The 25,312-nt window shown below is 53.3% G+C and carries 21 protein-coding genes and 2 tRNA genes; 10 read left to right on the top strand and 13 right to left on the bottom strand.

The annotated features are described in order from the left end of the window. Nucleotides 1-145 precede the first annotated feature (145 nt). Nucleotides 146-1,099 (top strand): D-2-hydroxyacid dehydrogenase family protein, encoded by a 954-nt coding sequence (locus INT32_RS04185; protein WP_226816490.1) that lies wholly within the window; start codon nucleotides 146-148, stop codon nucleotides 1,097-1,099. Next, nucleotides 1,099-1,755 (top strand): nicotinamidase, encoded by a 657-nt coding sequence (locus INT32_RS04180; RefSeq protein WP_193087459.1) that lies wholly within the window; start codon nucleotides 1,099-1,101, stop codon nucleotides 1,753-1,755. Before INT32_RS04185 ends, INT32_RS04180 begins: the two co-directional genes overlap by 1 nt. Nucleotides 1,756-1,915: 160 nt before the next feature. Here INT32_RS04180 and ehuA read toward each other — a convergent pair whose 3' ends face one another. The 4 genes from ehuA to ehuB form a co-directional block, all read right to left on the bottom strand. Beyond that, complete coding sequence (ehuA, locus tag INT32_RS04175; protein ID WP_226816488.1) at nucleotides 1,916-2,779, bottom strand: ectoine/hydroxyectoine ABC transporter ATP-binding protein EhuA; 864 nt, start codon at nucleotides 2,777-2,779, stop codon at nucleotides 1,916-1,918. An 8-nt stretch (nucleotides 2,780-2,787) separates the two neighbouring features. Beyond that, nucleotides 2,788-3,480, bottom strand: a complete 693-nt coding sequence (gene ehuD / locus INT32_RS04170; RefSeq protein WP_193087458.1) for an ectoine/hydroxyectoine ABC transporter permease subunit EhuD — start codon at nucleotides 3,478-3,480, stop codon at nucleotides 2,788-2,790. A gap of 2 nt (nucleotides 3,481-3,482) precedes the next feature. Next, nucleotides 3,483-4,154: an ectoine/hydroxyectoine ABC transporter permease subunit EhuC gene (gene ehuC, locus INT32_RS04165; RefSeq protein ID WP_193087457.1), complete on the bottom strand. Its 672-nt coding sequence runs from the start codon at nucleotides 4,152-4,154 to the stop codon at nucleotides 3,483-3,485. Between the two features lie 177 nt (nucleotides 4,155-4,331). Further along, nucleotides 4,332-5,195, bottom strand: coding sequence for an ectoine/hydroxyectoine ABC transporter substrate-binding protein EhuB (gene ehuB, locus INT32_RS04160; protein WP_193087456.1), 864 nt, complete (start codon nucleotides 5,193-5,195; stop codon nucleotides 4,332-4,334). A 1,119-nt stretch (nucleotides 5,196-6,314) separates the two neighbouring features. On the opposite strand from ehuB, the gene mutS reads away from it, so the two are divergent. Both mutS and INT32_RS04150 read left to right on the top strand, forming a co-directional pair. After that, on the top strand, nucleotides 6,315-8,948 hold the full coding sequence (gene mutS, locus INT32_RS04155) for a DNA mismatch repair protein MutS (protein ID WP_226816486.1): 2,634 nt from the start codon (nucleotides 6,315-6,317) through the stop codon (nucleotides 8,946-8,948). Then, nucleotides 8,945-10,132 (top strand): JmjC domain-containing protein, encoded by a 1,188-nt coding sequence (locus INT32_RS04150; RefSeq protein ID WP_226816484.1) that lies wholly within the window; start codon nucleotides 8,945-8,947, stop codon nucleotides 10,130-10,132. The genes mutS and INT32_RS04150 overlap by 4 nt, the downstream gene beginning before the upstream one ends. A 75-nt stretch (nucleotides 10,133-10,207) precedes the next feature. Here the strand turns inward: INT32_RS04150 and bamC are convergent, their stop codons facing one another. The 3 genes from bamC to INT32_RS04135 form a co-directional block, all read right to left on the bottom strand. Further along, nucleotides 10,208-11,329 (bottom strand): outer membrane protein assembly factor BamC, encoded by a 1,122-nt coding sequence (gene bamC / locus INT32_RS04145; RefSeq protein WP_193087454.1) that lies wholly within the window; start codon nucleotides 11,327-11,329, stop codon nucleotides 10,208-10,210. A gap of 15 nt (nucleotides 11,330-11,344) precedes the next feature. Beyond that, the gene (dapA, locus tag INT32_RS04140) at nucleotides 11,345-12,250 is read right to left on the bottom strand and encodes a 4-hydroxy-tetrahydrodipicolinate synthase (protein WP_193087453.1); all 906 of its coding nucleotides are present in this window, start codon (nucleotides 12,248-12,250) and stop codon (nucleotides 11,345-11,347) included. Between the two features lie 203 nt (nucleotides 12,251-12,453). Then, nucleotides 12,454-13,083 (bottom strand): L-threonylcarbamoyladenylate synthase, encoded by a 630-nt coding sequence (locus tag INT32_RS04135; protein WP_193087452.1) that lies wholly within the window; start codon nucleotides 13,081-13,083, stop codon nucleotides 12,454-12,456. Nucleotides 13,084-13,176: 93 nt separating this feature from the next. Between INT32_RS04135 and INT32_RS04130 the strand changes: the two genes are divergently transcribed. Continuing rightward, nucleotides 13,177-13,253 (top strand) — tRNA-Arg (locus INT32_RS04130). A gap of 382 nt (nucleotides 13,254-13,635) precedes the next feature. Here INT32_RS04130 and INT32_RS04125 read toward each other — a convergent pair. Together INT32_RS04125 and INT32_RS04120 are read right to left on the bottom strand one after the other, a co-directional pair. Continuing rightward, nucleotides 13,636-15,156: a tripartite tricarboxylate transporter permease gene (locus INT32_RS04125; RefSeq protein WP_193087451.1), complete on the bottom strand. Its 1,521-nt coding sequence runs from the start codon at nucleotides 15,154-15,156 to the stop codon at nucleotides 13,636-13,638. 3 nt (nucleotides 15,157-15,159) lie between these two features. Further along, nucleotides 15,160-15,615, bottom strand: coding sequence for a tripartite tricarboxylate transporter TctB family protein (locus INT32_RS04120; RefSeq protein ID WP_193087450.1), 456 nt, complete (start codon nucleotides 15,613-15,615; stop codon nucleotides 15,160-15,162). A 246-nt stretch (nucleotides 15,616-15,861) separates the two neighbouring features. Here INT32_RS04120 and INT32_RS04115 point away from each other — a divergent pair, with 246 nt between their 5' ends. The 3 genes from INT32_RS04115 to INT32_RS04105 all read left to right on the top strand — a co-directional run bounded on the left by INT32_RS04115 (nucleotide 15,862) and on the right by INT32_RS04105 (nucleotide 18,666). After that, nucleotides 15,862-16,548: a response regulator transcription factor gene (locus tag INT32_RS04115; RefSeq protein WP_193087449.1), complete on the top strand. Its 687-nt coding sequence runs from the start codon at nucleotides 15,862-15,864 to the stop codon at nucleotides 16,546-16,548. Nucleotides 16,549-16,920: 372 nt separating this feature from the next. Beyond that, nucleotides 16,921-18,078: an SMP-30/gluconolactonase/LRE family protein gene (locus tag INT32_RS04110; RefSeq protein WP_226816482.1), complete on the top strand. Its 1,158-nt coding sequence runs from the start codon at nucleotides 16,921-16,923 to the stop codon at nucleotides 18,076-18,078. A gap of 195 nt (nucleotides 18,079-18,273) precedes the next feature. Further along, nucleotides 18,274-18,666 (top strand): VOC family protein, encoded by a 393-nt coding sequence (locus tag INT32_RS04105; RefSeq protein ID WP_193087448.1) that lies wholly within the window; start codon nucleotides 18,274-18,276, stop codon nucleotides 18,664-18,666. A gap of 183 nt (nucleotides 18,667-18,849) precedes the next feature. On the opposite strand, the gene INT32_RS04100 is transcribed toward INT32_RS04105, so the two are convergent. Further along, entirely contained in the window at nucleotides 18,850-19,752 is a 903-nt protein-coding gene (locus INT32_RS04100) for a LysR substrate-binding domain-containing protein (protein ID WP_193087447.1), read from the bottom strand. A gap of 105 nt (nucleotides 19,753-19,857) precedes the next feature. On the opposite strand from INT32_RS04100, the gene INT32_RS04095 reads away from it, so the two are divergent. Continuing rightward, complete coding sequence (locus INT32_RS04095; protein ID WP_193087446.1) at nucleotides 19,858-20,496, top strand: FMN-dependent NADH-azoreductase; 639 nt, start codon at nucleotides 19,858-19,860, stop codon at nucleotides 20,494-20,496. A gap of 109 nt (nucleotides 20,497-20,605) precedes the next feature. Here INT32_RS04095 and INT32_RS04090 read toward each other — a convergent pair whose 3' ends face one another. Together INT32_RS04090 and INT32_RS04085 are read right to left on the bottom strand one after the other, a co-directional pair. Next, nucleotides 20,606-22,597 carry a BCCT family transporter gene (locus tag INT32_RS04090; RefSeq protein ID WP_193087445.1) on the bottom strand — a complete coding sequence of 664 codons (1,992 nt, stop codon included), beginning with the start codon at nucleotides 22,595-22,597 and terminating at the stop codon, nucleotides 20,606-20,608. 258 nt (nucleotides 22,598-22,855) lie between these two features. After that, nucleotides 22,856-24,310 carry a phospholipase D-like domain-containing protein gene (locus INT32_RS04085; RefSeq protein WP_193087444.1) on the bottom strand — a complete coding sequence of 485 codons (1,455 nt, stop codon included), beginning with the start codon at nucleotides 24,308-24,310 and terminating at the stop codon, nucleotides 22,856-22,858. Nucleotides 24,311-24,427: 117 nt separating this feature from the next. On the opposite strand from INT32_RS04085, the gene INT32_RS04080 reads away from it, so the two are divergent. Further along, nucleotides 24,428-24,503 (top strand) — tRNA-His (locus INT32_RS04080). Between the two features lie 277 nt (nucleotides 24,504-24,780). Here the strand turns inward: INT32_RS04080 and INT32_RS04075 are convergent. After that, nucleotides 24,781-24,984 (bottom strand): hypothetical protein, encoded by a 204-nt coding sequence (locus tag INT32_RS04075; protein WP_193087443.1) that lies wholly within the window; start codon nucleotides 24,982-24,984, stop codon nucleotides 24,781-24,783. Between the last annotated feature and the right edge of the window lie 328 nt (nucleotides 24,985-25,312).

The raw sequence follows: 25,312 nt of genomic DNA, 5'->3' as shown, positions 1-25,312 counted from the left end.
CTGGCGGCCGAATTATCGTTCCCACACCGTGCATATGCAAGGTGCCGGCCTGCGAGGTAATATACTGTTTTTCACTGACCGAAAAAGTTATGGTTGCCGCTCGCTCGGGCAACGCATGCATCACTGCCTTTTTGCGGAGCATTACATGAAACCTTCAATAGTCATACTGGATGACTGGGAACACGGGCTTGCCCGCCTGGTAGACTGGTCCGATATAGAAAACCGCAGCCGTCTGACAATCCATCACGACCGCTTGCGCGACGAGCAATTGCTGGCCGCAGTGGCCCAGGCGCAATGCATTGTATTGATGCGCGACCGCACGCCTTTTCCCAAGTCGCTGATCGCGCAATTGCCCAATCTGAAACGCATCATTTTTACAGGCACCCGCAACAACACGCTTGATCAGCAGGCAGCCGAAACGGTCGGCATCAAGGTCACGGCGACCGAATTCGGTCCGTCCAAAGCCAGCACCTGCGAGCTGGCCTGGTCGCTGATTCTTGCGTCTGCAAAAAAACTGCCGGACCTGCTTGTCAGCCCGCAACAGCCGCTGTGGCGTACGCCCGCAATCTGCCAGCATCTGCCCGAAGTACTGGAAGGCAAGCGTTTGGGGCTGATCGGTCTTGGACACATCGGCAAGCGCATGGCTGCTGTCGCTCGCGCCTTCGGCATGCAAGTGCAGGCATGGAGTCCGCACATGACACCAGAACGGGCCCGCGAAGAGCAGGCAAGCAGCGTATCACTGGAAACCCTGCTGTCGACTTCCGACGTGGTATCACTGCATATTGTGGTCTCCGATGCCACGCGCAAGCTGCTCAACAGCGACACGCTGGCGCTGATGCAACCGGGTAGCCTGCTGGTCAATACCTCGCGATCCAGCCTGATTGACACGCCGGCCCTGGTCAAGGCCCTGCAACAAGGCCGCCCGGGGTTTGCCGCGCTGGATGTCTTTGATGATGAACCAGGCATCAATCCCGAGCTGCAGGCGCTGCCCAATATATTGCTAACCCCGCATATGGGCTTTGTCAGTGAACAGGTATACCGCAAATTTTCGATCAATGTACAACAACAATTGATCCAATGGCTGGACGAAAACGTGTAATGACAAACAGCATCTTGCCTCACAGCGCGCTTATTCTGGTCGATATCCAGCCAGACTTCATGCCGGGCGGCCCGCTCGCATGCGAACAGGCCGATGCCATTGTCGCGCCCGTACAGACCATACTGGCGCAGGATCGTTTTGCCCATTATGTCGCCACCCAGGATTGGCATCCAGGCGGCCATATTTCCTTTGCGTCCTCGCACAGCGGCAGCAAACCCTTTGACAGCATTGCGCTTTACGGCCATCCTCAGGTGCTATGGCCGGATCACTGCCTGCAGGGAACAAACGGTGCGGCACTGCATGAGGCCATCGACTGGAACAGGATGAATGTCATCGTACGCAAAGGCACCGATCCGGTTGTTGACTCGTACAGTGCGTTTTGCGAAAACTACAACCCCGCAGGCGAGCGCCCCTTGACCGGTCTTGCCGGCTGGCTAAGGGATCGTCAGGTTCGGGATGTGTATATTGGCGGCCTGGCAAGAGATGTGTGCGTACTATGGACCGCGCAGGACGCGCGGGCTGCCGGATTCAATACATTTGTCATCTGGGATGCAACCGCCCCGGTTACCGTGCAAACGGATACAAACACGCGCAAGACACTGCTGGAACAAGGCATCCGGATCGTGTACAGCGACAACCTGGCCGGCACTCCTTAAGATCTGCGGTGCAAGAATCAGTCTCGCATTTTGCGACTTCTGTCATGAAGCGCCAGCATTGGTGGCTGCCCTAGCAATGCCGCATTTTCTCTGCAACATCACACCATCAATGGCAACCGCCATATGCGCATCAGGGCACGTTGTCGTGCCCTGCGTGATATCAATGCTGCTCGATAAAGCTCTTGAGAAATTCCTGCGTTCGCGGCTCCTGAGGGTGAACCAGTACCTCATCAGGTGTGCCCTGTTCTACAATCTTGCCCTTGTCAAAAAAACAGACCCGATCGGAAATTTGCTTGGCAAACTGCATTTCATGCGTGACCAGCAACATCGTCAGATCATGCTCTTCTGCCAGCCGCTGAATCACGTTAAGTACTTCGCCCACCAGTTCAGGATCCAATGACGATGTCGGCTCGTCAAACAGCATAATGTTGGGCCGCATCGCCAGCGCGCGTGCAATGGCCACGCGCTGCTGCTGACCGCCGGAGAGCTGGCTAGGAAACTTGTCGCTCTGATCAGACAAGCCCACCAGTTCGAGATACTTGTCGGCACGCTCGTTGGCTTCCTCTTTGGACAGCTTGAGCACCTGCACCGGCGCTTCGGTCACGTTGCGACGCACCGTCATATGCGGAAACAGATTGAACTGCTGAAATACCATACCCATTTCCTTGCGCATTTCACGCAAGTGCTCTTCAGCAGCGGGTACCAGTTCGCCATTTTTCTCTTCATGCCATAACGGCCTGCCGGTCACGTAAATCACACCATCATTGATGTTTTCAAGTGTCATCAGGATACGCAGCACCGTGGATTTGCCGGAACCGGACGGGCCGATAATGGTCACTTTTTCGCCTTTGCGAACCTCGAAATCCAGTTCATCCAGCACGGTCACATCACCAAATTTCTTGATGACCTTTTCGAAGCGGATAATCGGCTCGTCAGTAGCCGGGCGAGCAGCAGCACCATTGGCATTCGCAACATCTTCGCCCTGCGGTTTATCCAGGGCCGTATTCGAATTATCATTATTCATCGGATTATTCATCGTAAAGGTATTCCTCGTTTTGGCAGGTGGGTGTCCAGATATCGCACCCCATAGGACGCGACGATCGTCAGGATCAGGTAAATGATCCCCACCATGGATAGCGGTATCAGATAATTGAAGGTACGATCACCTATGATTTTTGCAACATTGAGCATTTCCAGCACGGTAACGACCGACAGCACCGGCACATCCTTCATGATGGAGACCAGATAGTTCCCCATTGCGGGAATAATGCGCGGGATCGCCTGCGGCAGAATGATGAAGCCGAACGTGCGCACAGGCGCCAAGTCCAATGCCCGCGACGCCTCGGTCTGTCCGCGCGGGATGGACTCGATGCCAGCCCGGTAGACCTCGGACAGGTAGGCGCTGTACTGCACCCCCAATGCCAGTGCCCCGGTCATAAAAGCAGGCAAAACAATGCCGTGCTCGGGCAACACATAATAAAGAAAGAAAAGCTGGACCAGTAACGGCGTATCGCGGATAAATTCAGTGATGAATTTTGCAGGCCACGAGATGATGGCCAGCCGGGCACTTTTAAGTCCGGCCAGAATCAGGCCCAGCACCATGGCTACGAGAAAGCCCAGCACGGTCGCTTGCAGCGTAACCACCAGGCCTTTGAGCAGTATCGGAAAAATCGAAACAGCAAAAGCCCAATTGCTGCTGGTATCCCATTCAATACCAAAAAACATGATCAGGCCCTCCCCGCGCGCCAGCGCCCGACAGATCGCTCCAGCAGCTTCATGATTCCGGTCAGAATCAGTGCCATGCCAAAATACATGAATAGCAAAATGGTGTATACCGTCGTGCTGTCCTGTGTGTAATTGCGGATCTGTTCGGCACGAAACGCCATATCGCCCAGGCTGATCAACGATACCAATGCAGTATCTTTAAGATTTTGCACCGCCAGGTTACCAAAGCTGGGCATCATTTCCGGGATGGCCTGTGGCAGGCAAATAAACCGTAATGTCTGGCGGGGTGTAAAGTCCAGCGCCTTGGCCGCCTCAAATTGCGAGCGAGGTACTGCCTGGAGGGCGCCGCGCACGACCTCGGCACCATAGGCACCGATATTAAAACCCAGGGCCAGCGTCCCGGCGACCAGCGGCGCCATGCGAAAGTCCAGGCCCAGGGCCTGGCCCAATAGCGGCAGCGCAAAGAACAGCCAAAACAGCTGCACCAGCAGGGACGTTCCACGAAAAATCTCGACAAAGCAGATCGAGAATCCGCGATAAAACCAGTTGCTTGAAAGCTTGCCGACACCGAATACAAAAGCGGTGATCGCACCCAGTATGGTCGAATAGACTGTCAGTTGAACGGTCACCCACGCACCCTGCAACAGGGGCGTCAGATATATATTCCAATCCATCGGTCACCTTATATTTTTTGGAAATGAAATGAAGGATGCAAGCGGCAGCCTGCACGAGCCGGTGAGTTTGAGCCTGGCTGATGTCGCCAAACCAAGGATGGGTCTGCAATTGCCTTGCAGACCCATGTGCGCACGCCATACGGCTTGCGCATAACCCTCAAAAGAGCTACAACCTGATTACTTTGCTGCGCAAAGTTGTTCTGTCGTTTGCTTGGTAGACTCTTCCAAATCATGTTCGGAAAAGCCATAAGTAGTCAGAATCTTTTTCCACTCGGGTGTTTTCTTGAACTTGGTCAGCTCTTCGTTAACTGCTTTACGCAGATCATCCGAGCCCTGATCAAAGGTGAAACCACCCCAGCTGCGTGCAGGTTTTCCATCGATCACCGGGTCTTCAAATTTTTCTGCTGGCTCGACTTTGTCACTCTTGTTGGCCAGTTCACTGACCGTCAGACTGGTTGCTGCATAGGCTGCGGCACGACCGGTAGACACTGTCGAAATCGCATCTGCATTATTGGAGATAGTCACCATACGGCTGTCGTCAACACCAAGCTTTTGCAGCATTTCGAGCTGGTCGGCACCCGCCATGATGGCGATTTTCTTGTCTGACTTGCTAAAGTCTTCATATTTATGCAGATTGTCCGGGTTGCCTTCGGCAACCAGCAGGCCCTCGCCATATGAGCTGTTAGGTTCAGAGAAAGCCACCTGCTGACAACGCTGGGGCAGGATAGCCATCTCTGCTGCCACCATGTCGAACTGATCGGCTTTCAAGCCCGGAATAAGTGAACTGAAACCAGTGGTGACCCATTTGATTTCCTTTACGCCAAGCTGCTCCATAATGTGCTTGGCCACTTCCGGTCCGGCGCCTTTGGCCTCGCCTGTGGGATCGACAAAGCCGTAGGGTATTTCGTTGGCAACTGCAATCCGTACCACGCCTTTGTCTTTAATTTCCTGCAACGTGGCAGCTGACGCAACTGTACTAAAAGCCGCAGCGGTTGCTACAGCGAGAGCCAGCAGGGTTCGAGTTTTGAGCACTCTATTCATCGTTCTACTCCCCTTGAAGTTGATTTATCCTGAAGTTTTTATCTGGAAATAGTCCTGATAAAAATTGCATTTGAAATAACTTTCAAACGCAGCATACAGCACATTTTCATGCATAAAATTCATCGCATAAAGAGTGTGTTTTCTGCGCTAGCGGTTATCGCTTCATCTATAGAAGTAACATAGATAAACGGTACTGCACAACCGCAATACATTAATTTCGATATATTCGTTACATTCGAAAATGCGTCATTTAGATGAAATATATGCATGGAAAACCCTAGGTTTATTTCAACTGAAATAAATTTTCTAAATGAAAACCCCATTGTCATGCAATTTTATAATCGTCATAAAAACAGGTTATTCTTGTCAATCAGACACCAGCCTGTACGGGTTATTTCGACCATTCACTAATCATTCGATAAGTGTTTTATCCTAATCCGAATCCATCCAATCATGGGGTAATCTGGGTCAATTGAAATTTTCTCATGTGACACAAATTGGAAATTTATTCATACAAAAAGTTACACCCATGCGATGCACAGAGCGACGCAATGACGTCTAATAAATTGAAACGCTATATCCCGGCGCGCCATCAATTTTTCTGCTGGAAGCACTAGTCAGCCATAAATATTTCATATGCAATGGCCGTGATGTTGGTAATGTTGGCGATAGGCGTGATGCTGGCGTAGCCCCCATAGATGCGCCAAAGGCGCCACACTTGCGGCCCCTGCTGTCACGACAGGAGAAGTTTATGCCGAACCGGGTCGTGTCATGCAATAAAAACAGGGACACCAGCCTCGGTCAGTCCTTGACCCTACCGATTGCTGCAGCCTGCTGCCAGGTTTTCAACAATTGCCTGAGCGTGTCAAGCGCCTGTGGATTCGTCGGCCATGCAGAGGGTGGTCGGGTCGCACCACAATGTTGGCCCAAAAGTTGCAATGCAGTCTTCACCACAGTCGCATTGGCGCCGTTATGTGCTTCCGCCCGCTATTGCTCGCAGGGCAGCATCTGCACTATCAGCTGATTTGCCGCTGGTAAATGATTCGCCGCCCAACCAGGTCCAGGATAATCGTAAAATAGCCGATTGAACGCCAGAATACTTTAGACAACCTATCACTCATGCCAGCAGAAACCAGTAAAAGTGCGACTCCCGGCCACACCCCCATGATGCAGCAGTACCTGCGCCTTAAGCTTGAGGCCGGGTCTGTACTGCTGTTCTATCGTATGGGAGATTTTTATGAAATGTTCTATGACGATGCCGAGCAGGCCGCCAGACTGCTGAATCTGACGCTCACCAAGCGGGGAAACTCAAATGGCCAGCCTATTCCCATGGCAGGCGTTCCGGTGCATGCCATGGAAACCTATCTGGCGCGCCTGGTGGCACTGGGTGAATCGGTGGCAATCTGCGAGCAGATCGGCGATCCGGCAACAAGCAAGGGACCCGTTGAACGCAAGATCGTGCGCATTGTTACGCCTGGCACGCTGACCGACGAAACCCTGTTGCCTTCTAAGCTGGACCGGCCGCTGCTGTCTATCTTTCTGCCGCCCAAAGGCAAGGCGCCAAAATACGGGCTGGCATGGCTCAACCTGGCCAGCGGTCAATTCAAAGTCACGCAATGCGACAAGGAAGCCCTGGACTCGGAAATCCACCGTATCGCTCCGGCGGAAATCGTGCACGCTGACTCCTTTGCCCTCGAAACCAAATTCGGCGGCTCGATCAGCCATACTGCCGACTGGCACTATGACCTGAATGACGCCAACGCCCTGCTTTGCCAGCATTTTCAGATCGACTCGCTTGGCAGCTTCGGCATGGCCGATATGCCTGCCGCCATTTGCGCGGCCGGCGCGCTGCTGCGCTACGTCGAACGCACGCAAACGCAATCGCTGTCGCACGTCCAGCACATCATGGTGGATCACGCGCTGGATTATCTGGTCCTTGACCCGGTCACACGCAAAAACCTGGAAATTACCGAAACCATCAGCGGAGAGAGCCGGCCCACCCTGTTCTCTTTGCTGGACCACTGCGAAACACCCATGGGCAGTCGCAAGCTGCGTCACTGGCTGCACCACCCCCTGCGCTCCAATAGCCAGATCAACGCACGCCAGACCGCTGTTGCGGCCATGCTGACCGGACGTCCCGACGGGCCCGTGCATCCCCATATCGCATTGGATAACCTGCGTACAGAACTCAATGCGTTTCCCGATCTTGAGCGTATCGCAACACGAATCGCCTTGCGTTCGGTGCGGCCCCGCGAGCTGGCCAGCCTGCGCGATGCGCTGGCCCGGCTGCCCCAGTTGCAGACTGTTTTGCGCGACCAGCATGCCAATGCAGAACGCCTTGACGTACTCAACGACGAACTGACCCTTGATGCGAGCTTGCACGCGGCGCTGCAGGCCGGCGTCGCGGCGGAACCGGCCGCGATGATCCGCGACGGCGGCGTGATCGCGCCCGGGTTTGACGCCGAGCTCGATGAGCTGCGTACCCTGGCCAGCGAGAGCGGCGCCTTTCTAGTAGAACTGGAGGCCAGGGAGCGCCAGCGCAGTGGCATTGCCAATCTACGCGTGGAGTTCAATCGTGTTCACGGATTTTTCATTGAAGTATCCAAGGGCCAGGTCGACAAAGTGCCCGAGGACTACCGCCGCCGCCAGACGCTCAAGAATGTCGAACGTTATATTACGCCGGAGCTAAAAGGATTCGAAGACAAGGTACTGTCGGCACGCGACCGGGCGTTATCGCGCGAAAAATGGCTATACGAGCAACTACTCGATACCATGCAGGCTTGGGTGACTCCCCTGCAGCGTTGCGCGCAGGCCATTGCCGAACTGGACGTCTATCTTGCGCTGGCCAGTCATGCCAGGGATAACGAATGGGTAGCGCCGCAACTGGTCGAACACCCGTTGATCGATATCGAGGCCGGCCGCCACCCGGTGGTCGAGCATACGATTGAGCAATTCACGCCCAACAGCTGTCTGATGGACAATGACAGACGCATGTTGCTCATTACCGGCCCCAATATGGGTGGTAAATCAACCTACATGCGCCAGACGGCCCTGATCGTACTGCTGGCGCGCATGGGCAGTTTTGTGCCGGCCGCTGCCGCCACAATCGGCGTGATTGACCGCATTTTCACCCGTATTGGTGCTGCCGACGATCTGGCAGGCGGCCAATCGACCTTCATGATGGAGATGACAGAGGCTGCCACCATCCTGGCTGCCAGCACACCCAACAGCCTCGTGCTGATGGATGAGATAGGCCGAGGCACGTCTACCTATGACGGTCTGTCGCTGGCATGGGCCATTGCCTGCCGGTTGCTGGACCACAATCATGCGCTGACACTGTTTGCCACCCATTATTTTGAAATTACCCGGCTGCCCGACCTGAACCCGTCAGCGATCAATGTGCATCTTGCCGCCACCGAAGCTGCCAGTGGCATTGTGTTTCTGCACGAAGTTCAGGAAGGACCGGCCAGTCGCAGCTACGGTATCCAGGTCGCGCAACGGGCAGGCCTGCCCGTTGCAGTCATTCGCCAAGCCAAGCGGGAACTGGATCGCCTGGAAAGCCAGGCAGGCGACATCTCACAGCTTAATCTTTTTACTGCCACGCACGAGACCGATGACCAGCAGAGCGACAATGCGCTTGAGCTTACCGCCTTTCGCGACGCCCTGCATGAACTGGATCCCGATAATATGAGTCCACGCGAAGCGCTGGACGCCCTGTACAAATTGCATAACCGCTTTGGCGGAGAATCATGACATCCATTGACATTCACGCACCCATGACATTGCTGGGTGGACGTAGCCCCGCCGAATTTATGCGGACTTACTGGCAAAAGAAACCGCTGCTGATCAGACAGGCCATTCCTGGTTTCAGTAGTCCCGTACCCCCTGCCGGGCTGAAGAAACTGGCAAAACGCGATGATGTCGAATCACGCCTGATCTGGCAGGAAAATGACGAATGGCACATGGAAAATGGTCCGTTCGCACGCTTTCCCAAGGTGGCAGAACCCAATTGGTCTATGCTGGTGCAAAGCGTGGATCTGCATGACGATGCAACCGCAGCACTGATGCAGCAGTTCCGTTTTATTCCCGACGCCAGGCTGGACGATATCATGATCAGCCTGGCCTCCCGCAACGGCGGTGTCGGCCCGCATTTTGACAGCTACGACGTTTTCCTGCTCCAGGGGCGCGGACAGCGACGCTGGCGCATCAGCCAGCAGAAAGACCTGTCGCTGGTTCCCGATATTGCCTGCAAGATTTTGCAGCATTTTGAACCTGAAGAAGCGTTTGTGCTGGAGCCGGGCGATATGCTCTATCTGCCACCGCATATTGCACACGATGGCATCTCGGAGTCGGACGAGTGCATTACTGTTTCTATCGGTTTTCGTGCCCCGTCCCTGGCCGTTCTTGCGCGCGGGCTGCTGGAGGTTGCCGCCGATCAGTTGAGCGCGCGTAATGGACTGGGCTTTGGCCCCTACTCCACGCCTGCATTACCGGGACCAGACCTCTCGGGCATATTCCAGGATAAACGTTTGGCACCCACCGCAGAACCGGCCGCCCTGCCTGATGAACTGATCGACAGCGCACTGGCTGCTGTACAGAAAATTGCGTTCACTGAGCGCATGGCGGCACGCTTTCTGGGCTGCTGGCTGACCGAACCAAACTCCCTCACTGTCTTTCCGATTGCCCAAGAGATGGTCGATCTTGAAGACGTGATCAACGGCAATGGCAACCTCGTGCTGGATCGCCGCAGCCGCATGGTCTATCGGGGCGCAGACTTGTTCATCAACGGCGAAGCCCTGGAATTGAGAACCAACGCCACGCTTAAAAAATTCGCCGACACGCGTGTATTGACCTGCGCCGACCTGAAAAAAGCCAATGCTGCAACGCTCACGCTATTGCAGGAATGGCTGGATGACGGCTGGGTTATTGCGCAATAGCCGGACAGAAAAAAACCCGGCAATCGCCTGCCGGGTCTTCTGAACTTCAAAACACTATTGTGGACTGCAGTCAGATTACATTCTCTCGGCCAGTACCGTCAGAATGCGACGCGCGGTCGCGCTGTTATCTGCCTGGCCCTGTTCGTTGCGTACAGTCACAACAGACTGGCTGGCTTCGGAAGTAACCACAATCGTGTAGGGCAACGGCGTCAGGTTGCCTTTATCGCCCCACAGCCGGCTGATAAAGTTGGATGCCTGGCGCTTCTCGCCGGTGTCGGTATCCAGGTAACGGACTGCATAGGTGCCGGCCTGCGGGTCACTATTATCCACTGTGAAACCGGCAGAATTGATCGCAGCGCCCACCTGATTGTAGGCCTGGCTTTGGCCCATTTGCAGTGGCAATGCGGCAACATCGGCCATCACGACCGGATGGGTTGGCGCGGCAGCCGCTGCAGCGCTTTGACGCACCTGTGCTTCAGCCTGCTGCTTGGTCGCCCCCAGGAAAACCATCAGGCGCGACAGCATCGCGGCGTTCAGACCCGGATCTTCCTTGGCAGGCAGCCATTTGAATGTTGTACCATCGCGATCCATGGGTGTTTCGACCATGCGTTCGTGATTGATGAACACCAACGTTTTGCCATTTGAGCGTTCCAGACGCGTACGGAAGCGTTCACGCTCGCCGCTGTCTTCAACCATATTGATAATGGCGCCCAATGCCCGGTTAAGCAGATTGCCAGGAATTTTTGCACGATTTTCGGCCCAGTCGGTTTCAATCAGTCCGGCTTGAGGATTATCGCGATTGATCGTAAAGCCTGAATCGACCCAGAAGTCGATCAGTTTAGGATAGACACTCCCCGCTTCCTGGCTCACTTCCAGCCAGCGGTTGGCGCCGGAACTCTGGATTTTCAGTCCGGGGGTTTCAGGCAAGACCGACGCACCGGATGCAGCATTGCGATTGGCCTGGGCCACTGCCTTATTATATTCGTTGGCCGATGCATAGCCGCCTGGTGACTTGTACGCCGGATTAATCTGTGACGACGACAGATCAGGCGGCAGGCTTAGCGGGTCACCTCTTACGGTACTTTTGTAGTCGACCTGTTCGGTCTCACCCATGACTTCGTCCATGACATTACATCCCGCCAGAAGGGTGAGTGACAGTAAACCAGATACTGCAAGAAAGCGTGCATTCATACGCATATTCTCAATCCTATATTATTTGACCAGCCCGAGATCTTTCAGGGCAGTCAGAACAGTTTCATGATGCTGGGCGCCCAGATCACACATTGGGAGCCGATACCCGGCCTGGATCAGGCCCATTTGCACAAGCGCCCACTTGACCGGAATGGGGTTGGCTTCGACAAATAGCACTTTATTGACACCTGCCAGTTTCGCATTAAGTTCACGAGTCCGCGGCACATCGCCAGACCGTGCGGCTACACAAAGTTCGTGCATCAGCGCGGGAGCTATGTTGGCCGTGACCGAAATATTTCCATTACCACCCAACAGAATCAGTGCCGCTGCAGTGGGGTCATCGCCACTGAAAACCTGAAAGTACTCTGGTTTGTCCCGAAGCAAGAGGCCCAGACGGGCAATATCAGCAGTGGCATCCTTGATGCCGATAATTCCCTGCACTTGCGCCAGTCGCAATATCGTATCGTTGGACAAATCCGCAACGGTGCGACCGGGCACATTGTACAGCATGATGGGCAGGCCGCCTTCGCGGGCAATAGCCTCAAAATGACGGAACAGGCCTTCCTGGGTGGGCTTGTTGTAGTAGGGCACAACCGACAGACCCGCATCAGCCCCCACTTCCCTGGCTTTTTTGGTCAGATGAATGGCTTCTGCAGTAGAGTTTGCGCCTACCCCGGCAATCACCGGGATTCGTCCGGCCGTATGCTCTACCGCCACCCGGATAAGATCGGTGTGTTCGCTCACATCTACTGTGGGCGATTCGCCGGAAGTGCCCACAACAACCAGACCGTCAGATCCTTCCTGGATATGCCAGTCGATCAGCTTCTTGTATGCGTCGTAATCTATATCCCCATTGGGTTGCATTGGAGTCACAAGGGCAGGAAAACTGCCGGTGAATACAGGATACGAAGAACTGTCGACCGCCATGATAGAAACGTCCAGAAAAGGTTGATATTAAATGCCTAGCATATAGCTAATTCGGTAGTTTAATTGAAATGCATAAAATTAAGAGAAAATTTAATGACAATCCCGTAAAACACGTTTCAATCGGCATCTGTCGCTGGCAGGCAGTCAGATTCGACCGGGCCGTTTGGCCGGTAGCGTGGCAGTTTACATCCGGATACGCAAACTCACTCAGGCAGGCCAATGGTTGTCGGATCCCCTGAGCCCCTGCGGAGAATGGTGGGCGTCGCCGTCGTCAGATCAATGACCGTGGTCGGCTGGGTCGGGCAGGCACCGCTGGCAATCACCCCGGCCAACGCGTGGCCGTAACGATCGGTAATTTCATCCGGATCGTTTAGCGGCATGTCTTCGCCTTCGGGAATCAGGGAGGTTGACAGCAACGGCGTGCCCAGCTCCTCAATCAGCATCAAGGTGACCGGATGGTCTGGCACACGAATGCCAATGGTTTTCCGGGAAGGATGCGAGACCCGCCGCGGCACGTCCTTGGTGGCCTCCAGAATGAATGTCCAGGGGCCGGGGGTCGCGTTTTTCAGCAAACGATATTGCGCATTGTCGACTTTGGCGAATTTGGCGATTTCCGCCAGATCGCGCACCAGCAGCGTTAGATGATGGCGTTCGTCCAGACCGCGCAGGCGGCGCAAGCCATCGGCCGCCGTCTTGTCGTCCAGACGAGCCACCAGTGCATAACTGGAATCGGTGGGTATGGCCAGTAACCGGCCGTTATCCAGCAATTGTGCGGCCTGTTTGAGCAGGCGTGGCTGCGGGTTAACCGGGTGTACATCAAAAAGTATGGACATAATTATTATTTCACTCTGTGGCTGGCTGTGCACCTATTGTAGCGAATTGAGTGACACATGGTGCGGGTTCGGGTTAGAATCACGGGCTGGATTGTCTCCGTAGCTCAACTGGATAGAGCACCCGCCTTCTAAGCGGGTGGTTGTGGGTTCAAGTCCCGCCGGAGGCACCATATTTGCCTGGCTAGCTTAAAAATTCCAGCATAAACCTGCACGCCCATAATTTTCAAGCCATTGCGCGGTGCCACTGCGGTGCCCAACAATGTCCAAATAATAACCTCATATGGGTACAACGCAATACGCAAAATGACACAATTTTGCACCTGGATGCCAAATTTGAGCGCCCTGGCGCATATCTGGTGCGCGTGGCCCCTGTTGCCATACTTAAACAAAAAAGAACGTTTGGCAAAGACCATTGCTCAGCCGATGCAATAAGCCGTTAGGCCAATGGCGTAAAAAAAGATCGTGGCAGGCTCGCAATTGCGCCGGACCACGATCTATAGACAAAAACAGTGTCGTTCTGAGTCGAACTGCGCTGCTACCTGCGTTTTCCTGTCATTCGGAAGCGCGCAATGCCTTCGCAGATCCGCCTGCGACCGTTGATTTGACACGTTTATAAACAATGAAGGCGATGATCACGAATATGATTGACATACACACCGAACTGATCGGCCTTGTCATAAAGGTGCTCATATCACCGCGTGACAACAATAACGCACGTCGGAAGTTCTCTTCCAGCATAGGGCCCAGTACAAAGCCAAGCAACAAAGGAGCAGGTTGGAATTTGAGCCGGGCGAGCAAATACCCAAACATGCCAATAACAAGCACGGCCACAACATCAAAAAGATTATTGTTGGTACTGTACACACCAATACTGATCAGGAAAAGCACGGTCGGATAGATCAGACGGTAAGGCACGGAAAGCAGCTTTACCCATACGCCGATAAGTGGAATGTTCAAGATCAAAAGCAGCAGATTTCCTGTGGCAAAGCTGATCAGCAGACCCCAGAACAACTCCGGATGCTCGACCATCATTTGTGGCCCCGGCTGAATGTTCTGAATCATTAAGGCTCCAAGCATCAGAGCCATCACGGCATCTCCAGGAATCCCCAATGTCAGGGTAGGAATAAATGCTGTGATCGCCGCAGAACTATTGGCCGCCTCAGGTCCGGCGACGCCTTCGATAGCGCCTTTGCCAAACCTCTGCGGGGTCTTCGATGATTTTTTTTCAATGGCGTAGGACATGAACGAAGCAATTGTCCCCCCCGCGCCGGGAAGAATGCCCAGAACGCCACCCAGCACCGAACCGCGCCCAATAGCAGGCATGGATTGTTTGATCTCACCTTTGGCTGGCCGTATGGCGCTGCCAGTAATCTTTGATTCTGAAATGACGGACCCCTGGCCAATCTTGCCTGCATTTGCCAGAACATCTGTGATACCAAATAGCCCCATGGCCAGCGTAACCAACGCAATTCCGTCCTGCAGTTCGGGAATGCCGAAATCAAATCGCGCAACCCCGCTATTGACATCAGTGCCGATGACGCCAATAGCCAGACCAATCACCACCGAAGCAATACCTTTGACGGGAGACCCGGTCGACAAGGTCGCCGCAGCCAATAATCCCAATGCCATGAGAGAAAAATACTCAGCAGGACCGAATAGAAAGGCAACATCAGTCAACATCGGGCTGAAAAACAGCATCAGAACAATGCCGGTCATGACGCCAATGAATGAAGCAAACATGGCGATGAACAAGGCAGACCCACCACGTCCCTGTTTTGCCATTGGGTTGCCGTCCACACACACGACTGCGTGAGAAGCCGTGCCAGGCAAATTAAGCAAGATCGAGGTTGCGGCACCACCAAAACTGGTGCCGTAATAAATTCCTGCCAGCATCATTAATGCAGCGGCTGGCTCCAAAGTATACGTCAGTGGCAACAGCATGGAAATCGCAGCCAGTGCTCCGATACCAGGCAATACGCCTATCAGATTACCAACGAAGACGCCAAGAAAGGAATACAGTAAATTGTGCAGGGAAAAAGCGGTGGTAATACCCAGAATTAAGTTATCTAACATCCGTTAACCCCACACAAATAATGGAAACTGTATTTGCATTCCATAATAGAATATGCCCACCGCAGCGATCGTCACGCAGGCCGCAAGTGCGAGCGCAACCTGTATGGAATTGTTCCTGTCACCTAATGCTGAAATAAAAATCAGCGCGAACGTTGCCGGCACCAGTCCGCCATATTGGCCAAGAATAATAAAACACAGCACTCCTCCTACGACGCATAACCATGGCCGCACCGCAAGCCCGGACATTGACGCCCCATCACCGGAAGTATCTGAAGATGACGGCGTGGCCGCGATCAGCACCCCTATTCCGATAAGCAATAGGCCGAGCAGCAGTGGAAAGTAACCAGGACCCATTCGGGCCAGGGACCCGATCCCATATTGCATCCCTCCCAAAGCAACGCCTATGCCCAGCAAAAGCAAAAGCCCCGCCGAAAGCAAATCACTCCTATTTTGTTTCATGACTTTTCACCTTGATCATTGTCTTCTCTCGTATTCATATGTCTGCCAAGCTGGCCGCTGTTTTTGTAAAGAGCAATACTAAACTGGCTAAAAATATTTTTCATGACCAGGTTCTGACCATTTGGTCATACTACTGTTCAGCGATCGATTTGTTGGACATAATGGATCAAGCGAAAAGGGACCACGACGACAATACGTTCCCAAAAAAACCTGCCTCCTGAATCAGTTTTCCATGAAAGGTAAAAAATGTTGCGCTGCTTGATTATTGAAGATGATCACGAAATTGCTCACTATATTGCCAATACTCTGCGTGAACAAAACCACCTGGCTTTCATCTGTGATAACGGATTGGACGGACTGCTTACCGCGCAGCAAAAAACCTGGGATATTATCCTTCTTGATTTGACTTTACCCAATGGAATCAATGGCCTGTCGATTCTTACAAGCTTAAGGCAAGCGGGAGATAAAACGCCGGTGATCGTACAGAGCTCGCTGGCGCTTATAAATCACCGTGTTGAAGGACTAAAGGCGGGGGCCGACGACTATTTAGCAAAGCCATTTTCCATGACCGAATTGATCGCTCGGATAGACGCGATCGTTCGTCGCGTACACTGCGACTCAACTCAGTTTGATCTATCAGTAGGCGATATCAAGATAAACCTGCAAACCATGCAAGTTGAAAAGTCAGGAAAAAAAATCAATCTTCCCTCATTTGAATTCAAACTGCTTTCGTATTTGATAATAAACGCAGAGAACGTCGTAACAATAGGCATGTTAAGCCAGGCTATTTGGCCATATTCTTTTTCGCCACCCCCCAACTTGATCGATCAGCACGTAAACCACTTGCGGGACCGGCTCGAGGACCACTCGGCCAATCCGCTCATAAGAAAAAGCGGCGATCAGGGTTACCTGCTGACCACCAGACAGGACTGAGCAAATGCCAAGCCATTGCCGATATTTTGTCAATGCGCTATCCTGCCTGTCCATCATGATGGTAACAACAATAGACTAAACAACGCACCCGTTCGCAATAAGCCGAACCAGCTTGACGCTGGTCGTTCCTCGTTGAGCGCCGGGCATGCCGTCGGAGCAAGGTTTACCCGTTTCGTCCTGCCGATCAGGATCATCAGAACGTACCAATGGCTAACTGTCCAAATATTTAGAATTTACGCCATTTGCAAAAGCCAATAGCGACGACGGCCTGATTGCCGATACACTACAGACGCGAACAGCGCAAGCAATCCGAGTACCGTCACACGACAATTACAATTCGTAAATCATATCCAGACACAAAGGAGCACGCATATGGGACCGAAACAACAGCATGATTTAACTGATCTGAAAACCAATCAACGTACCAGCTTGTCTGTGGGCAAGGCGGCCAATCGCCGGAACTTTCTTGTCGCTGCCTCAGCAACTGCAGCCACCTTGCTCACCTCTACCATTGCCCTGAAGCCAGCCGCGGCCCGAGAATTTGGGCGGCATACAGCGCCCATTCGTTATCCGGACCCAGATATTGTGGTGCTCGACAAACGCTTCAAATACAAACTGGGCAATGCGGCCATTATGCGCTTGCATACCGGCATGCAGTGGGCCGAAGGCCCAGCCTGGAATGCGGTCGGCCGCTATCTGGTATGGAGCGATATTCCCAATAATGAACAATTGCGCTGGTCCGAAGAGGACGGGCATGTAGGCCGTCGCTTTCGCTCGCCTTCAGGCAATTCGAACGGCAACACCTTCGACTTCCAGGGTCGGCAGCTGTCCTGCGAACATGATACGCGTCGCGTTGTACGTTACGAGCACAATGGCCAGGTGACTGTGCTTGCAGACAGTTTCGATAATAAAGAACTGAATGCACCGAACGATATCGTGGTGCATCCGAATGACGGTTCGATCTGGTTTACCGACCCGGGCTATGGCGCCCTGATGGAATATGAAGGCAACCGGCATCCGGCCAGCGCCGATTCGGCCAGCCCGATCCAGAAGGAAGCCGTCTATCGGATTGACGCGCAAACCGGCGCCATCACCAAAGTAGCCGATCAGCCGTTCAAACCCAACGGACTGTGCTTCAGTCAGGACTACCGCAAGCTTTATGTCGCCGATACGGGAAACTCACACTATCCCTCGGCAAAGAATCAGATCTGGGTCTTTGATATAGACGGCGCCAAACTGACGAACCCGCGCACCTTTGCGACCATGGAATTCGAAGGCAAGTCAGGCTCGGCTGACGGGATCCGCTGCGATGAGGACGGCAATATCTGGGCCAGCGCCGGCTGGGGCGGCGACGGTTACGACGGCGTGCATATTTTTGCGCCTGATGGCGTGCGCATCGGACAAATCCGGCTGCCGGAAATCTGCTCCAACGTATGTTTTGGCGGCGCCAAGCGCAATCGCCTTTTCATGACGGCCAGCCAGTCGCTGTACGCCGTTTATGTGGAGACACGGGGCGCGCATATTACATAAAACCCCATCGAGCGCAACGGGCCGGCAATGCTTCAGAAATGTAAAAAAAACCGCAAGCCATTGAAGCGCAACGCCGGACCGACTATTGTTATTGCGACCCACTTGGCATGGCATCAGGCGAAAACGGCGCGACTGCCTGATGCATCTTTGCGCGGATGACTGATTTGCGCTTGATACTACTTACCGGAGATTGAAATGATCAGCTATACCATGGTAGGAACCAATGACCTGGAACTATCTATCCGCTTCTATGACCCCCTGTTTGCTCAAATGGGGTTGGAACAATGTTTCAGGGATGACAGTTGTGTTTCCTGGGGTAAAAGATCGGATATTACTTTCCCACGTTTTTTTACCGGCTATCCCTATGATGGAGAAAAAGCCCACGCAGGCAATGGCGTCATGACGGCCTTCGAATTTGATAATTCGGAAATAATCGACCAGTTGTACGCCATTGCTATAGAAAAAGGGGGCTCCAGCGAAGGCGAGCCCGGTTTTCGGCCACGTTACGCAGAGGGATTCTATGCCGCATATGTCCGCGATCCGGATAACAATAAAATTGCTTTTGTGGGGCGCCTTGCTTTAACCTAGTTTTTTTATCGAAGACATGTGTGATTAGCCGCCACAACGATCATGGAAAAACGGTGAGCCAGCAGGCCTTGAAGCACCAGCCACCATTACACATCATGGATTTTTGATTTGGGGGTGGAATACGCTTAAGGATAGCCCCCTACTTCCAGTAGCCCAATGCAGCAAAGGCACCGCTTTTTCCTTTCAACAGCCCCTTTTCTCGTTCGCTATTATGTCTGCATCAACACGGGAGCCTGAAACCGGCTTGATGTCGCTGATCCATTCGACCAGCGTCTCCAACAACGGCGATTGCACCGAATCTGCAGTAAACAGACTGAAGCGAACCGTCGGCAACGGCGGCAAACCCAGCGCGTCGTCCGCCATGACCAGATCGGCTGTCATCTGGCTTTGCGTCATGGGTGCGATTGCAAAGCCAGATCGCACAGCACAACGCATACTCTCAAAACTGCTGCACACCATCGCAATTTTCGAAGCCATCCCAACCCTGGCCAGCTCGGCGAGCGCTACCTGCCGATAGGGACACGGCTCAGGAAAAAACGCAAGCGGCACCGCTTTAGACCCAGTGAGCGGCAACTGTATGTGCGGGCCACAAGCCCATACCAGCGGTTCCTGCCACATTAAACGCCCACTACGGGCCGATTCACAGTGTGAACCCAGGACGATATCCAGAGCGCCATCCTGCAACTGGCCCAGCAACGTTCCCGGAATGCCCACTGTCACCGCGATATCCAATAATGGATGCAACAACAGAAAGCTGCTCAATCTGTTCAATAGCGTTGATTGAGCAAAGTCTTCTGCAATGCCTAATCTGATTCGGCCCGACGCTTTATGCCGACCCACTTCAACCAGGGCATCCCTGCCCAAGGCAAGAATGGCCCGGGCGTACACCAGCAATTTTTTTCCATCTGCTGTCAATGTCATGGACCGGGTTGTGCGTTGCATTAACTCCACCCCCAGCTGTGCCTCAAGGCGGCGAAGGTGCCCGCTGATTGCCGATTGCGTTAAATTGAGTCGACTTGCGGCGCGGCCAAACCCGCCCTCGTCGATGACGGCAACAAATGTTCTGAGTAGTACATGATCAAGCATATATTGTAATTTATTATGAATATTACAAAATTAATCAATTTGTACACTAAGTTCAATTGTGCTGCAATGGCGTTTGTTTCCCTGGCCACAAAAAACGGACTCACCATGACAAATCTATTGCATATTGCAGCATCGCCACGCACCGAGCGCTCCGCCTCTCGGGAGGTTGCCCAACACTTTATTACCAGTTATATGGATACCAACCCAGAGGCCACGGTGCATACAATCGATCTATGGCAGACTGCCCTGCCCGAATTCGATGAACAGGCCATGGCGGCAAAATATGCGGGATTGAGCGGCACGCCATTGAGTGCCTCACAGCAGGCAGCCTGGGATGGCCTGCGGGCATTAGCCTCGCATCTGCATCAGGCCGATATTGTGGTGCTCTCTGTCCCGCTTTGGAATTTCGGCATTCCCTATAAACTCAAACAACTCATTGATCTGGTTACGCAAAAAGATATTCTTTTTACCTTTGACCACAATGGTTTCAATGGAATGCTTGCCAACAAGCAAGCAGTGGTGGTTTACGCGCGCGGACTGGACTACGGCGCAGACTCCGCCACGCCGTCCAGTCGTTTTGATCTGCAAAAGCCTTATATGGAAATGTGGTTGAACTTCATTGGGATTACCGACACGCATTCGATCGTTGTCGAAAAAACCCTGTTCGGCAATGAAATCGATCACGCTGCCCGACATGCGGCGGCGACGCAAGCGGCACAACTAGGCCAGCAATTGCGAAGGTAAAACTGCGAAACAAATGTACGGGCGGCGCGCCTTGCTCCGAATGCCGACTGGAGCAAGGCGCTGACCCGCGTGCGTTGAGGATCAAATCACTGACTGCAATTGACCGCCCCTACAGGGCCGGATCCGGTGAACCCGCATACAGGGCTGTGTTCGTTGAGGTAACCAGCATTTGATATCGTTCGAACTGTGCAAGAATATCGTTGATGACCTGCGCAGAAGTCAGCCCAAGAATGTCATAACCACGACTGCCATCGGCAAACACCGTACGCGCCTGCCATTCGTGCGGATGCACCGTTTCATTACGAGCCGCGGCAGCGGTAAATGCTGCCATTTTCCTGGCCTCAGGCTGCACGCCATAGACAAAATTGCGCTTATCCGTGGCAACAACCGTAAGCCTGATCGTTTCGTCGATCGTAGTGATATCAACATCGAGCCCGCGTTTTTTGAACTCCTCGGCAACTTCATGCATTGCAGGACTGGCAACTTGTGAGATGAACCGTTGTGCATCCTCTTTTCTGGGCGTATGCATGATTGCAGACAGGCGGGTACGCCAGGAAACCTCGGAGCCGGGCGCAGGTGTCGCAATGGTCCGCCGTCGATCCAGACGATACATATCGGCTTTCATTCCTTTGAGGAGCCCCAGAACCAGCAATAGCATAATGACCGCAAAAGGCAGCGCGCTCATCAAGGTGACCGTCTGCAGCGCAGTCAATCCACCCGCAAGCAGCAGCAAGGCGGCAGTGGCACCTTCGAGAACGCACCAGTAAATCCGCTGCCAGACAGGCGAATCTTCCCTGCCTCCGGCAGCCAGTGTGTCAATGACCAAGGACCCGGAATCGGACGATGTGACGAAAAATACGGCCACAAGAATCACAGCCAAGGTTGAAGTCAGGCCAGACCAGGGCAGGAAATCAAAGAACTGAAACAACGCAACCGAGGCATCGGCGGCGACATCACGTGACAATTGGCCAGCAGCGACACCCATATCAAGGAATATGGCCGTATTGCCAAAGACGGTCATCCAGAGGAAAGTGAACGCGCTTGGCACGAGCAGCACCCCAAGGACAAACTCACGAACAGTGCGTCCCCTGGAGATGCGGGCGATAAACATCCCAACAAAAGGCGACCATGCAATCCACCAAGCCCAATAAAACAGGGTCCAGGCTTGCATCCAGTCCTGCGTGCGAAATGCCTGGGTGGTAAATGAACGGGCAAAGAAGTTGTCCAGATAGGCACCGATATTCTGCACAAAAGCATTCATCAGAAAGCTGGTCGGTCCGACAAACAACACGAACAGCATCAGCACAACGGCAACGACAAGATTGAATTCAGATAGTCTTCTGATGCCCACGTCCAATCCGCTTACAACAGACAGTGTAGCCAACGCCGTTACCACCGTAATCAGAAGAATCTGAAACCACGGCTCTTGCGGCGCCCCCAGCAGATGAGCCAGGCCGGAGTTGATCTGCAATACACCAAGGCCCATGGAGGTGGCGATACCGAAAAGTGTGCCGCATATGGCAAAGATATCCACGGCGTCGCCCATCCAGCCATTGATCCGTTTGCCAAGCAAGGGATAAAGGCCGGAGCGGACAGTGAGCGGCAGGTTATAGCGAAAGCAGAAATAGGCTAGCGATAACCCGACAACAGCATAGACTGCCCAGGCATGTAGCCCCCAGTGAAAAAAAGTAATGACTTGGGACTCTCTGGCAGCAGCGGCAGCGTCACCCACACCGGAAGGCGGGGCGGAAAAGTGCTGCATGGGCTCGGCAACGGCAAAAAACATTAGGCCGATACCCATGCCGGCTGCAAACAACATGGCCATCCAGGTCAGATAAGGGTAATCCGGTTCCGAGTCATCCGGACCCAGCTTCAAGTTACCATAACGACTGAGTGCAAGATAGGCGATAGCAAAAAAGAACAAGGCTACGGCCAGAATATAGAACCAGCCAAAACTCTCGATCACAACACTTTGCATCCTGCCGAAAATTTCCTGCGCATCGGTCGGGAACAGAATTCCGATCAATAGAAACAGGGCCACGATGATCGTTGACCCCCAGAAAACTCTCGGATGTATCGTACTCTTGATTCGGAACCTCATTATCACTCTCCCTTGTACGTGCTCTGCCCAAAAGTGTAACACTTCGCCGCTGCACTTTCTTGCGCTTGTTTAAAAAACGGCTTCCTTCTTTCATCGAAGCCTGCGCTTGACGCATCGGCAATAACGTCTCCAGGCCATGAGTAGGACCCGGCGGGATGAATCTGAATCCGCTTGCCTGGCTGGATACGAATCGGCCAGACGCAGCCATCGCCGCGACAGATTGCAAATGCAGAGCAGAGGTGTCGCCCTGTGCTTGCGCTACAAATAGGGCGACGCCAGCCAGATCAGTTTATTTCGGAGCGTCGCCAGCAAGCCCTGCTTGCGCAAGGACTCAAAGGTCACTCGCTCGCCATGCGCAATTTCATTATCGATGGCCTCGTTGATCCACCCTGCCAGGCGCCGGTCGTACACCTCGATATCGATCTCGAAATTAAGTCGCAGGCTGCGTGAATCCCAATTGGACGAGCCGATCAGCGACCAGCTGTCGTCCACGGTCATTAACTTGGAGTGATCGAAATTGCCGGACCCTTTCCACACCCGGCAACCGGTCTCGATGATCTGATCGATCTGGGCCATCATGGCGTACTGAATCAGACGCAGATTATTCCTGCCGGGGATCACAATATCCACTTGTACACCGCGTCTGGCTGCAGTGGTCAGGGCCCCGATCAAGACCTGGTCTGGCAGAAAATACGGCGACTGGATCCGGATATGCTGTTGCGCAACGGCGCAGGCGGCCAGCAAAACCTTGTGCGTGCTTTCGATTTCACGATCCGGGCCGGAAGGGACGCAGCGCGCGGCCATATCGGCGGGCATGAACGCCGGTTCGGCCGCGACCCAGTCACCCAGTTTCAGTTGCTCACCGGTAGAAAATAGCCAGTCGTGACAAAAAACGACCAGCAACTGGGCCACAATCGGACCTCGCATCTGAAAATGAATATCGCGTGCCGTATTGTCATGGGCAATTTCCGTCAGAAACTCTTCACGGATATTCATCCCCCCGGCAAACCCCTGCGCGCCGTCCACAACCAGAATTTTACGGTGGCAGCGCATGTTGGCGTATGGCATGCGCCAGGTGACGGCGTTGGTTTCGAAAAGCTCCACCATTACGCCTTGCTCTCTTAGCCGATGCACAATGGTTGGATGGGAATAGCGCACCCCGATAGAGTCGATCAGCACCCGGACGCGAACACCGCGCAGGAACGCGGCGATCAGGCTGTCGGCAAAACGATGCCCGACAATATCATTATCGAAAATATAAGTTTGCAGCAATACCGAGTCGACCGAGGCATCAATGGCGGCAAGCATGGCCGGATAGGTCTGGTCTCCACCGTTGAGCGGGACGATTTCATTGCCACCGCACAGGGTGAAACGGGTCACCGTGTCGCTGGCTTTTTTCAGTGACAGACACTGGGCGGCGGCGTGGCGTGTCAGATCACTGACTGTGACACTGGTATGATCAGCGCCCTCCTTGAGCAGCCTGTCCCGGTGGGATTTGATCCGGGTTTGCCGAATGCGATTGATACCCACGACAAAATACAGAACCGGCCCCAGAAATGGAGAAAACAGCACAACACCAACCCATGCAATAGCAGCGCGAACATCGCGCTTGGTCAGCGCGATATGCATCGCTGCCGCAACGCTCAACACCACACTTGCTGCGAAAATCAGATGGGTTTGATATTCAACCAGAAATTTCCACAGAGAAGCCATCACAAAGACACCCGCTTACCTTCATAACCACTAAAAAGACAACATAATAGTGTGTTGCGCCAGTTTTTTCTTGTGCGCTGAATATATACTTGCTATACTCTTACGCTTACTCAGATGGTGACTGTAGCTCAGTTGGTAGAGTCCCGGATTGTGATTCCGGTTGTCGTGGGTTCGAGCCCCATCAGTCACCCCAAGTTTTCTAATAAAAACAGAAGCTTATCACAGCCCCCATGTAACTGCACTAGTTACATCGGAACAAAACAATCAATCAATTCTGATCCAAGGGTCGTGTAACAGACCACGCGTCTGGTTCCTCCTACCTCATCGTATCTTCTCTAACTGGCTCTGCCCCATAAAAGGGGATGGCTATTTACAAAACACGATTTAAGCGCAGCACCTCACCACATGCTGCAGCCCGTTAACAAACGTTGGGCATTCCCACACACGCAACACCCGGTCCATAAGCAACACTACTTGTCGCGCGGGCGACGATTCAATTTCCACACCGAAACTGCCGCGGCAATAAAAAAAGACACCAACAAGCCGGCGAAGGCAGCCACCACAAAATTGCCAAGCAATATCCAGAATATAACGGTCAGCAGCAACCCGACCGACAGCGGCCTGGCCGCCACGGCAGACACTATATTTCCCAGTTTTGACAATACACCTTTCACTTTTCTTTCCTGATTCTTGCGCTTTGTTGCGCACACGACTAACATGATTCTAGGATATACCCTAATGCGGGTTATTTTTGTTTCGCTGTAGCTGAAAATGCCTTAACTTTACGTTAACGTCAATTAAAGAATTTGCCTTCCGATTTTCGTGGCCTGTGACTCCGCTGCAACTCCGGGTTCACATCGGCAGGCAATCATGATGAGTTGCAGCAAAGAATCGGCTGCCATTCATCAGGACGATATAGCATCGCCCCGAAAGGCGGTGAACATTCCAGACCGTTGTTCATACCGTTCACAAGACGACTATGACAATGTCAGGGAATCATGC

Source organism: Advenella sp. FME57, from assembly GCF_014897675.1.
In the GTDB taxonomy this organism is placed as follows: Bacteria; Pseudomonadota; Gammaproteobacteria; order Burkholderiales; family Burkholderiaceae_B; genus Advenella.
The sequence above is the reverse complement of the archived record's forward strand: the minus strand, read 5'-3'. Positions and strand labels throughout refer to the sequence as shown.